Here is a 10,217-nt window from a genome sequence, read left to right on the forward strand (position 1 = left end):
GAGGCTGCACCCTCAGGAGCGGGATACTGGGCGCATGCGGTTGACGATTTTCTGGGAGCGGATGGAAGAGCACTTCGGTGCGGCGTACGCCGACTCCTTCGCACGCGACCATGTGATGACCGAGCTCGGCGGGCGGACCGTGCACGAGGCACTGGACGCGGGCTGGGAGACGAAGGACGTCTGGCGCGGGGTCTGCGCGGCCGTGGGGATACCGGCCGACAAGCGGTGAGCCGCGAGGTTTTCCACAGGCGGTGGTCCGGTTGACACACGGGTAGGCGAGACTTACCCCCGTGGCATCGACTGACGAGACCGTCCGGGACGAAGAGCCGCCGACCGCCTCGCCAGGCGCGGGCAGCACGGACCCCGGCAGCAGCACAACGGAAAACAGCGAAGCGACGGCCGCCGTCGGCTCCGCTCCCGCAGCCGCCGGCCCCGGTGCGCCCATAGGGACCGGTGGTACCGCGGCCGCTCCCGGCGCAGACAGGGGAGCGGTGCCCGCAGGCGCCGCTGCTGCCGGCATGGTCCGGATGCCCCGCTGGCTGCCCCGGGCCATGGTGCTGGCCCTCGCGCTCTATGCCTGCTTCCAGTTCGGCAGCTGGGCGTTCCACCAGCTCGTCGGACTGCTGATCAACATCCTGATCGCGTTCTTCCTGGCGCTGGCGATCGAGCCGGCGGTGGGCCGCATGGCGGCGCGCGGGATGCGGCGCGGCCTTGCCACCTTCCTGGTGTTCCTCGCGGTGATGCTGGCCGGCACCGGATTCGTCGTGCTGCTCGGTTCGATGCTCGCGGGCCAGATAGTCGACATGGTCGAGGACTTCCCCAAGTACCTCGACCAGGTGATCAACTGGATCAACCAGAACTTCCGCACCGAGCTGTCCCGGGTCGCGATCCAGGACAGTCTGCTGCGCTCGGACTGGTTGAAGAAGTACGTCCAGAACAGCGCGAGCGGGGTGCTCGACGTCTCTGCGACCGTCCTCGGAGGGCTGTTCAGACTCCTGACGATCTTCCTGTTCTCCTTCTACATCGCGGCGGACGGCCCGCGGTTGCGGCGGGCGCTGTGCTCGGTGCTGCCTCCGTCGAAGCAGACCGAGGTGCTGCGCGCCTGGGAGATCGCCGTCGACAAGACGGGCGGCTATCTCTACTCACGGGGCCTGATGGCCCTGATCTCCGGTGTGGCGCACTACATCCTGCTGGCGCTGCTCGGAGTGCCCTACGCTCCCGCGCTCGCCGTCTGGGTGGGGCTGGTCTCGCAGTTCATACCCACGATCGGCACATATCTGGCAGGAGCCCTGCCGATGCTGATCGCGTTCACGGTCAACCCCTGGTACGCGCTGTGGGTGCTCGGTTTCGTCCTCGTCTACCAGCAGTTCGAGAACTATGTGCTCCAGCCCAAGCTCACCGCCAGGACCGTGGACATCCACCCCGCGGTGGCCTTCGGCTCGGTGATCGCGGGCACGGCCCTGCTGGGCGCGGTCGGCGCGCTGATCGCGATCCCCGCGGTCGCGACGCTCCAGGCCTTCCTCGGTGCTTATGTGAAGCGCTACGACGTCACGGACGACCCGCGTGTGCACGGCCACCGCCGTCAAGGCGAGGCGGTGGTGGCCCGGCTCCAGCGCGCGCTGACCGCCAGACGGGAGCAGGCCCCCGCGCCGAGGGACGGGGACGCGGCGCCCTGAGCCGGTCGGGGTCGTCGTCGGGTCAGGGGGACGGGTTGTCGCGACCGCCGCGGACACCGGAGCCGGGCTGAGGGGGAGCAGGCGCGGGGTTGTGGAGCACGGGCCGGGACCAGGGAGCGTCGACGCCGTCCGACTCCGGCCGCAGCCCCAGCTCACGAAGCTGGTTCACCGCCATCATGGCGGTGAACACCGCGTTGGGGTTGGCGCCCCCGATACCCAGAGCGGCGACGGCCTCCCCGTAGCGGCTGGTGAACGCGCTTGGTCGGATCCGTGTGTTCTCACTGGTCAGCCGGAGTGCCGCCGTCTGGAGGGCGGCGGCCTGCTCCAGCAGCCCCTCCAGGTAGGCGACCGCCTCAGGACCACGGCGCACGGCGAAGGTGTGCCCGTCGGTGAGGAGCGCGGCTTCCTTCTCCTCGAAGAGGACGGCGACGGCGCCGAGCACGTTCTGGATCTTGACCTGGTCGGCATCGGCCATCGCACCGCAGGCCCCGTTGCCCTCGTCGGACAGGTGCAGGACTCCGCAGTCGCTCAGGTGCACGATCACGTGTCCGGCGCAGTGGCCCTGGCTGCGCAGGACGCGGACCGCCCCGTCGACGAAGGTCCAGCCGGTGAATCGAAGTGAGCCAATCCGGATCCGCTCCAGCGGGCGCTCCTCGTAGGTCCGGGTCGTCGCGCAGAAGGGCCGCATGGGCTGGCAGATCTCCACCACCCTGTCAGCCAGAGCGGACGGCGCGGGCAGCGGAGCCAACCCGGCGATACGGCCGAAGGAGCGCACCCAGTACGACGCCGGGTCGCGCATCTGGTCCACGTCAAGGGCGGGGACGTAGTGCTCGGCCGGCACACCCAGCTCGTCGGCCAGGTCGTTGTTGCCGACATGGTCAGGATGTCCGTGTGTGGTCAGCACCAGCGCCCGGGACCAGGGCCCCACCCGGCCGACCGCCACCCGCAGCGCCGCGCGGAAGGCCGCCGTGACGCCGGTGTCGACCATCACCAGGGTGTCGCCGGCCCGGTGCACGAGGACGTTGGCGACGTCCGGTCGATGGTGCTCGAGCTCCAGCTCCTGGCCGAGGACCAGCACGGTCCTGTCGTCGATCTCGATCAGGTCACCGAGCGCGGTCATGGGTCCTCCCGCGGTGGCGTGCCGAACCCGCCCTGCCGATGAGCGTACGCCGCACCATGCGCGGTGTCCCCGGGAAGCCCTCGGCCAGGACTTCCCCTGCTGCCCGGCACTCAGCCCGGGCACTGCGACCGGGCGTTCCAGGTGGCCGGCCTGAGCGTGCGGACCGCAGGGGCGTGAGGATCAGGCCTTTCGCCATTCGTCAGTGACGCAGCCGAGCTCGTAATGCCACCATCCGTCTTCCTGCCCGTGGTCCAGGACCGCCTTGATGCCGGTGAAGTCGGCGCCGGCCGGAGCGTTCAGGGCCACCATGGGAAAGTCCTCGCTGAAGACCTCGCCTCCGAGCCCGAACTGCGCGAAACGCTGCTGCACCGCCTGGGGGCTGCGTCCCAGTGGGCCGCTGGGGACAGGGACAACGCGAATCGTGCAGTTGCCGGAGGTGCTGACCCGCTCGGCAGCCCAGTGCAGCCCGTCCGCGTCGGTCCGGAACCGGATCACGTCGCCCTCAGCCACGCCGTCCTGGAGAAAAGGGACGTTCTGCACGCGGGCCGTGTCCTCGCTGAGTCTGGTCGCCCACAGGCCTTCGGTGTCTTGCGGGAACCACCCCTCGCGCGGAACGAACCGGAACCAGATCTTGATCTGCTCGACTGGGCTACCCATGACGAGCATCATGCGGCACCGGCACGGACTCGGTGCACCGGCCCGGCAGGGGTCCGGGCACGCTTGACATGGAAATCGAACATCCATTCTGATGGGGGTCCGGCCTGGAATCACGGCGTTTTTGCCGGGTTTTCCACAGGCTGGACGGACGTCGGGGCGCATTGTCAGTGGCAGGGGATAGCGTCTTTGACGTGAAGCGATCGACTCAAGCACCCCGGGTGGAACCCATGGCAGGAACCGACCGCGAGAAGGCGCTCGACGCCGCACTCGCACAGATTGAACGGCAATTCGGCAAGGGCGCCGTGATGCGCATGGGCGAGCGGTCGATGGAGCCCATCGAGGTCATCCCGACCGGATCGACCGCGCTTGACGTCGCGCTCGGCGTCGGTGGCCTGCCCCGCGGCCGGGTGGTGGAGATCTACGGCCCGGAGTCCTCCGGTAAGACGACCCTGACCCTGCATGCCGTGGCCAACGCCCAGAAGGCCGGTGGCCAGGTCGCCTTCGTGGACGCCGAGCACGCGCTCGACCCCGAGTACGCGAAGAAGCTCGGTGTCGACATCGACAATCTGATCCTCTCCCAGCCCGACAACGGTGAGCAGGCGCTCGAGATCGTCGACATGCTGGTCCGGTCCGGCGCTCTCGACCTCATCGTGATCGACTCCGTCGCCGCCCTCGTGCCGCGCGCCGAGATCGAGGGCGAGATGGGTGACTCGCACGTGGGTCTCCAGGCCCGGCTGATGAGCCAGGCGCTGCGGAAGATCACCAGTGCGCTCAACCAGTCGAAGACCACCGCGATCTTCATCAACCAGCTGCGCGAGAAGATCGGCGTGATGTTCGGCTCGCCGGAGACCACGACCGGCGGCCGCGCGCTCAAGTTCTACGCGTCGGTGCGCATCGACATCCGTCGCATCGAGACCCTGAAGGACGGCACCGAGGCGGTGGGCAACCGCACCCGCTGCAAGGTCGTGAAGAACAAGGTCGCGCCTCCCTTCAAGCAGGCCGAGTTCGACATCCTCTACGGCCATGGCATCAGCCGTGAGGGCGGTCTGATCGACATGGGCGTGGAGCACGGCTTCGTCCGCAAGGCGGGCGCCTGGTACACGTACGAGGGCGACCAGCTCGGCCAGGGCAAGGAGAACGCGCGGAACTTCCTGAAGGACAACCCCGACCTGGCCGACGAGATCGAGAAGAAGATCAAGGAGAAGCTGGGTGTCGGTGTCAGCAAGGAGGCCCCGTCGGCGGAGCCGGTCACGGACGCGGCGGGCACCGCGGCCGATGAGCCCGTGAAGTCGGTGCCCGCGCCGGCGGCAAAGGCGACCAAGGCCACCAAGGCGGCTGCCGCGTCGAAGAGCTGAGTCCGTCCGTGACCCGGCGCACCGAATGGCCGGGCGACAGCCCCGACTCGTCGAGGGCCGAGAAGGAGCTGTCGCCCCAGGATCCGGCTGAGCGGGCGCGGGCGATCTGCCTGCGCCTGCTCACCGGGACCCCGCGTACGCGGAAGCAGCTCCGCGACGCGCTCCACAAGAGGGAAATCCCGGAAGAGGTCGCCGAGGAGGTCCTGTCCCGCTTCGAGGACGTCGGCCTGATCGACGACGCGGTGTTCGCGGACGCCTGGGTGGAGTCCCGGCACCATGGGCGCGGCTTGGCCCGCCGCGCCCTTGCGCGTGAACTGCGCACGAAAGGCGTCGACTCGGCGCTGGTCGACCAAGCGGTCGCCCGGCTCGATCCGGACCAGGAGGAGGCGACCGCCCGTGAGCTGGTTGCCCGCAAGCTGCGCGCCACCCGTGGTCTCGACCGTGACCGCAGGCTGCGGCGCCTCGCGGGAATGCTCGCGCGCAAGGGCTACCCGGAGGGCATGGCCCTGCGGGTAGTCCGCCAGGCACTGGAGGAAGAGGGCGAGGAGGTCGAAGGCCTGGACGACGGCCCCTACTGACCGGTGTCCGGCATACCTCCCGGCCCGCCAAGGTCCGGTACGGCCCCACGGGGGGTGGCCGTACCGGCTTGCGGTGGCGCGCAAAGGGCCCGGCAGCACGCGGCCGGTGGCTACGCTCCCGGTGGCCGCACCGGGAGGCCCGCCGCACGCCATGCCTGGAAGCCGCCCACCAGGTCCGTCGCCCGCCCCAGTCCCAGCCGCTGGAGCGAGTCCGCGGCGAGCGAGGAGGCGTATCCCTCGTTGCAGATCACGATGACATGCAGATCGTGGCTGGTGGCTTCGGGCACGCGATGGCTGCCCAAGGGGTCGAGCCGCCACTCCAGTTCGTTGCGTTCGACCACCAGCGCACCTGGAATCAGCCCGTCCCGGTCGCGCAGTGCGGCATAGCGGGTGTCGACCAGCAGCGCCCCGTTCGCCGCTGCGTCGAATGCCTCATGAGGCCCGACCCGCTCCAGGCCCTCGCGTATCCGCTCCAGCAAGGCGTCGATCCCCACGGGACCTGCGCTGTGCCCGCCTGCCGCCTCGCTCACTGCCAGTCCTCCGGGCGCTCGACCCGCTCGAGCCGGAGCACCGGCCCCGACCGGCTGAAACGCCGGAGCACCGGCAGAGGCGGGTAGTACGCATGGACGGAGACCGCATGCGCGTTCTCCGAAGCGTTCAGCACCTCGTGCACATGGTGCCGCCCGAACGACCGCCCGTGGCCGGGGCCGAGCCGTCGCACACGGTCCAGTCCTTCGGCCAGCTCCAGGGTCGTCCAGCCGCTCGCCGGGAGACGTACCGCCAACGCGTGCTCCGTGAGCTCTCCCGTGGCCGTGGCGAAAGCGCCGGTCGATTCATCGTGGTCGTGCCAGCCCGTACCGCTGCCAGGCGGCCATCCGATCAGCCACGCCTCGCTGCCACCGGGGCCGTCGAGTCGCACCCAGGTGCGCCCCTCCGGGTCCAGCGGAAGGGAGGCGATCAGTTCCGCGTCGGCGGCTGCGCGCCGGACGAAGTCCAGCAGTTCGTCGGCGGTGGGCGCGGCGGCGGGTGCGGCCGTCGCCGAGGATGCCGCGGTGGTGGTTGGGGGAGCAGAGCGAGACACAGCAACCGTCCTGGGAGTTCGCGGAAATGCGCGCAGCCCGGTGCAGCACACGGAGCGGACACAGCCGCGCGAAAGGAGAGAGGGGCGAATTCAGCAGGACGGACGACACACGCAGCCCGCATAGCGGAGCAGGTCCATATGGACCCTCCGCCACAGGCGCACATCGGTGTCGGTCACGCTCCGGAGTACACCATGGGTGGTCGCACCGGTCAATCGACGTCCGAAGTCCGGTCACCCCGGCCGGAAGCGCTCCCCGCGCGCACCCGTGAGCGCTCCGGCGCACCGCCGCGCGCCGCGTCGGCCGCCGCGTGGAGCACATCCGGCCGCACCCCGCCGAAAGCCGCCACGAGGTGACCGTCCGGCCGCACCAGGAGCACGGTGTGCGCGGAGGCACCCGGATAGCTCTCTGCGACCAGCAGCTCTCCCCGTACCGGAAGCTCGTCCACGGCGGAGTCCAGCCGCGGCATCACCCCCGCGCTCATCCAGTGCCGTCGTTCCCACACCCCGGTTCCGGGCGCCACCAGCAGCACCAGCATCCGGCCCTGCCCCAGGCGATCCCTGAGCCATACGGTCGTGCCGTCCGGTGCCGTGACGCGGGTGTCGGCGACCGGGGCTCCGAACGGCGTTCCGACCGAGGTGTGCGTCTCGGTGTGCACGGGTGCGAGAGGGGAGTTGGGGTACGCGGGCGGTGCACCCAGCGCCCCGAGACCCAGATGCGCGTCCGTCAGCAGAACGTCGTGCCCACGCGCCGCACCCGGCAGATACGTCCGCAGTCCGCCGCTGCCCCGCAGTATCGGCAGCGACTGGTCGGCGGCCCGCAACCGGGCGGCGACCGCGGTGCGACGCTCCGCCTGGTAGCTGTCGAGCAGGGTCTCCGACGCACCGTGGTGCCAGGCGAGCGCGAGCTTCCAGGCCAGGTTGTCGATGTCGCGCAGCCCTTCGTCGAACCCCTGGGTGCCGACCGCGCCCAGCAGATGGGCCGCGTCCCCGGCGAGAAAGGAGCGGCCCACGCGCCAGCTCCGGGCCAGACGGTGGTGCAGGGTGTAGACGCCGGTGTCGATGAGGTCGTACTGCGGTGGACCGTCGCACCAGCCGGACAGGGTGTCCCGCACCCGCGACACGAGCGCCTCCGGGGTCACCAGCTCGCCCCGGGCCGGCAGCAGCCAGTCCAGTCGCCACACCCCGTCCGGCAGCGGCCTTGCCGTGACCTCCTCGCCGCCCGAGCGCCATGGCGGCAGCCGGTGCAGCACGGCCTCACCGGGCCAGGGCAGCTCGGCGCGCAGCACGGCGACGGCATGGCGTTCCACGGACGTACGCCCCGGGAACCGGACCCCGAGGAGCTTGCGCACCGTCGACCTGGCGCCGTCGCAGCCCACCAGATAACTCCCGCGCCACCACGTCGCCCCGGGGCCGCGGGCGTGCGCGGTGACGCCGGTACCGTCCTGCTCCAGGCTGTCGAGCCTGCTGTCCGTGGCGACCGTGATGAGTCCGGATTCCGCGATGGCATCGCGCAGACCCCGCAACAGGGCGTGCTGAGGAATGTGCACCGACTCCGGCAGCTCGTCCCCGCCGAGCTCCAGCACCCGCAACTCCTGCTTGCGCCGCCGTGACCGCCAGCCGGTCCAGCGGATGCCCTCGTCACGGATCGTGGCGCAGCCGAGTCGCTGCAGCAGCGCCGCGGTGTCGGCGCGCAGCACGACCGTGCGCGCGGGACGCGGCTCGTCCTTCCCCGCGCCCTCGTCGAGCACGACCGAGGGCACACCTTGCGCGGCCAGCGCCAGAGACAGCGCGAGCCCGACCGGGCCCGCGCCGACGACGATCACCGGGTCCACGGCGCGGCTCCTGTGGCCTGCGGGGACATGGGGAACAAGAGGGAGGAACTGGCCGAAGCCCGGGACGCGATCACAGAACGTATGCAACCCACTGCTGGTGTCCCCGTCAAGCGACCACAACATGCGGCGGCACGGCGAGGGGCGGTGACCTTCCGGTCACCGCCCCTCGTGCGTCAGCGCCTGACGGCCGATCAGGCCGTGCTGCCACCGTCGGTGTTGATCTCGGCCGGACCGACGGTCTCCAGACCACCGCCGGGGCCCGCGTGCACCACTGCGCCGGTGCTCTTCTTGCCGCGTCGCAGCTTTCGCTCCAGCCAGCCCGCCGCCGAGGTGAGGGCGAAGTTCAGGGCGATGAAGATGATGGCGACGATGGTGAAGCAGGCGATGGTGTTGGCGCCGTAGTTGGCGCTCATCGGCCGGACCGACGACAGCAGTTCGGCGAAGCTGAGCATCGCACCGCCGAGTGCGGTGTCCTTCACGATCACCACGAGCTGGCTGACGATCGCCGGGAGCATGGCCGTCACCGACTGCGGCAGCAGCACGTTCGTCATCGTCTGGCCCTTGCGCATGCCGATCGCCTTGGCCGCGTCCGTCTGCCCCCTGGGCAGGGACTGGATGCCTGCCCGGACGATCTCCGCGAGGACCGAGGCGTTGTAGAGCACCAGTCCGGTCACCACCGCATACAGCGGACGGTCGTCCGGGTTGATGTCGGTGAAGTCGGAGTACGCCGCGTTGGCGAAGAGCATCAGGATCAGCACCGGAATGGCGCGGAAGAACTCCACGACCGTGCCGGCGACACCCCTGACCCACGAGTGGTCGGAGAGCCGGGCGATACCGAACACCGCGCCGAGCGGAAGTGCGATGACCAACGCGAGCGATGCCGCGATGAGGGTGTTCTGGAGGCCCGGCAGGATGAACGCGGTGTACGGCTGGGAGCTCGTGAAGAACGGCTCCCACTTGATCCAGTCGAGCTCACCCTTGGAGTTCAGACCGTCGTACACCCACCACCCGACCGCGCCGAGCAGGGCGGTGAAGAGGATGCTGTAGACGACGTTGCGCACCTTGGCGCGGGGGCCAGGGGTGTCGTAGAGAAGGGAACTCATCGCTTTACCGCCACCTTCTTGCTCACCCAGCCGAGGATCAGTCCGGTCGGCAGCGTCAGGCAGATGAAGCCGAGCGCGAAGATCGTGACGATCGGGAGCAGAGCGGCGTAGGTCTCGATCCACTCCTTCATCAGGTACGCGGCTTCAGCCACGCCGATCACGGAGGCGACGGTGGTGTTCTTGGTCAGCGCGATCAGCACGTTGGCCAGTGGATTGATGACCGACCTGAAGGCCTGCGGAAGGATGATGAGCCGCAGCACCTGGGTGAAGCTCAGTCCCAGCGCCCTGGCGGCCTCCGCCTGCCCCACGGGCACCGTGTTGATACCGGACCGCAGCGCCTCGCACACGAAGGCCGCGGTGTAGGCGATCAGGCCCAGCACCGAAAGCCGGAAGTTGATCTCGTCGGTGACGTCTGCACCCAGGGCCACGCCGAGGGTCGAGTAGAGCCCCAGCGAGGCGAAGAGGATGACGACGGTGAGCGGGATGTTGCGCACGAGGTTCACGTACGCGGTGCCGACGGCCCGCATCAGCGGCACCGGACTGACCCGCATGCCGGCCAGCAGCGTTCCCCAGATCAGGGCGCCTATCGCCGAGTAGACGGTGAGCTTCACCGTCACCCAGAACGCGCCCAGCAGGGCGTCCATATCAAGAAAGTCGAACACGATCTCCCGCGCTTCCGCGTCTGCGTGTGGGAAGGACTCGGCGCGCCGCCCCCGGCCGCGGCGGCGCCCCCCGGCAGCCCCCCGGCTGTGTAGTATAAACAACATACGCAGCCCACGCCGGAGGGGGTGTTGATATAGGGGGGCGGCGGGTGA

At 69.9% G+C, this 10,217-nt stretch carries 11 protein-coding genes and 1 pseudogene; 4 read left to right on the forward strand and 8 right to left on the reverse strand.

Annotation, left to right across the window (positions count from 1 at the left end; translation table 11 throughout):
- The first annotated feature begins 34 nt into the window (after window positions 1-34).
- Both ACFV6V_RS02455 and ACFV6V_RS02460 read left to right on the forward strand, forming a co-directional pair.
- Window positions 35-229, forward strand: coding sequence for a DUF3046 domain-containing protein (locus ACFV6V_RS02455; RefSeq protein WP_361282097.1), 195 nt, complete (start codon window positions 35-37; stop codon window positions 227-229).
- Window positions 230-290: 61 nt separating this feature from the next.
- On the forward strand, window positions 291-1,676 hold the full coding sequence (locus ACFV6V_RS02460; RefSeq protein ID WP_385557922.1) for an AI-2E family transporter: 1,386 nt from the start codon (window positions 291-293) through the stop codon (window positions 1,674-1,676).
- Between the two features lie 22 nt (window positions 1,677-1,698).
- Here ACFV6V_RS02460 and ACFV6V_RS02465 read toward each other — a convergent pair whose 3' ends face one another.
- Both ACFV6V_RS02465 and ACFV6V_RS02470 read right to left on the reverse strand, forming a co-directional pair.
- Window positions 1,699-2,796 carry an MBL fold metallo-hydrolase gene (locus ACFV6V_RS02465; RefSeq protein ID WP_385557925.1) on the reverse strand — a complete coding sequence of 366 codons (1,098 nt, stop codon included), beginning with the start codon at window positions 2,794-2,796 and terminating at the stop codon, window positions 1,699-1,701.
- Between the two features lie 180 nt (window positions 2,797-2,976).
- Window positions 2,977-3,453, reverse strand: a complete 477-nt coding sequence (locus ACFV6V_RS02470) for a DUF4265 domain-containing protein (RefSeq protein WP_385557928.1) — start codon at window positions 3,451-3,453, stop codon at window positions 2,977-2,979.
- Between the two features lie 227 nt (window positions 3,454-3,680).
- Between ACFV6V_RS02470 and recA the strand changes: the two genes are divergently transcribed.
- Window positions 3,681-4,808, forward strand: a complete 1,128-nt coding sequence (gene recA / locus ACFV6V_RS02475) for a recombinase RecA (RefSeq protein WP_385557931.1) — start codon at window positions 3,681-3,683, stop codon at window positions 4,806-4,808.
- Window positions 4,736-5,386 (forward strand): annotated as a pseudogene (gene recX, locus ACFV6V_RS02480) (recombination regulator RecX); the annotation flags it as partial. The gene recA and the pseudogene recX, both read left to right, overlap by 73 nt.
- Before the next feature lie 110 nt (window positions 5,387-5,496).
- Here recX and ACFV6V_RS02485 read toward each other — a convergent pair.
- From ACFV6V_RS02485 to ACFV6V_RS02510, 6 genes are all read right to left on the reverse strand, one after another.
- The gene (locus ACFV6V_RS02485) at window positions 5,497-5,916 is read right to left on the reverse strand and encodes a rhodanese-like domain-containing protein (protein ID WP_385557934.1); all 420 of its coding nucleotides are present in this window, start codon (window positions 5,914-5,916) and stop codon (window positions 5,497-5,499) included.
- On the reverse strand, window positions 5,913-6,467 hold the full coding sequence (locus ACFV6V_RS02490) for a cysteine dioxygenase (protein ID WP_385557937.1): 555 nt from the start codon (window positions 6,465-6,467) through the stop codon (window positions 5,913-5,915). The genes ACFV6V_RS02485 and ACFV6V_RS02490 overlap by 4 nt, the downstream gene beginning before the upstream one ends.
- A gap of 90 nt (window positions 6,468-6,557) precedes the next feature.
- On the reverse strand, window positions 6,558-6,644 hold the full coding sequence (locus ACFV6V_RS02495) for a putative leader peptide (protein WP_311307652.1): 87 nt from the start codon (window positions 6,642-6,644) through the stop codon (window positions 6,558-6,560).
- A gap of 32 nt (window positions 6,645-6,676) precedes the next feature.
- On the reverse strand, window positions 6,677-8,299 hold the full coding sequence (locus tag ACFV6V_RS02500; RefSeq protein WP_385557940.1) for an FAD-dependent monooxygenase: 1,623 nt from the start codon (window positions 8,297-8,299) through the stop codon (window positions 6,677-6,679).
- Window positions 8,300-8,490: 191 nt separating this feature from the next.
- Window positions 8,491-9,402 (reverse strand): amino acid ABC transporter permease, encoded by a 912-nt coding sequence (locus ACFV6V_RS02505; RefSeq protein WP_385557943.1) that lies wholly within the window; start codon window positions 9,400-9,402, stop codon window positions 8,491-8,493.
- Window positions 9,399-10,064: an amino acid ABC transporter permease gene (locus ACFV6V_RS02510; protein ID WP_385557946.1), complete on the reverse strand. Its 666-nt coding sequence runs from the start codon at window positions 10,062-10,064 to the stop codon at window positions 9,399-9,401. The genes ACFV6V_RS02505 and ACFV6V_RS02510 overlap by 4 nt, the downstream gene beginning before the upstream one ends.
- Window positions 10,065-10,217 lie beyond the last annotated feature (153 nt).

This window comes from Streptomyces sp. NPDC059828 (assembly GCF_042731955.1).
In the GTDB taxonomy this organism is placed as follows: domain Bacteria; phylum Actinomycetota; class Actinomycetes; order Streptomycetales; family Streptomycetaceae; genus Streptomyces.

Coding starts and splice junctions, on each gene's coding strand:
- ACFV6V_RS02455 (WP_361282097.1), top strand. CDS start 35: ATGCGGTTGACGATTTTCTGGGAGCGGATGGAAGAGCACTTCGGTGCG.
- ACFV6V_RS02465 (WP_385557925.1), bottom strand. CDS start 2,796: ATGACCGCGCTCGGTGACCTGATCGAGATCGACGACAGGACCGTGCTG.
- ACFV6V_RS02470 (WP_385557928.1), bottom strand. CDS start 3,453: ATGGGTAGCCCAGTCGAGCAGATCAAGATCTGGTTCCGGTTCGTTCCG.
- recA (WP_385557931.1), top strand. CDS start 3,681: ATGGCAGGAACCGACCGCGAGAAGGCGCTCGACGCCGCACTCGCACAG.
- ACFV6V_RS02505 (WP_385557943.1), bottom strand. CDS start 9,402: ATGAGTTCCCTTCTCTACGACACCCCTGGCCCCCGCGCCAAGGTGCGC.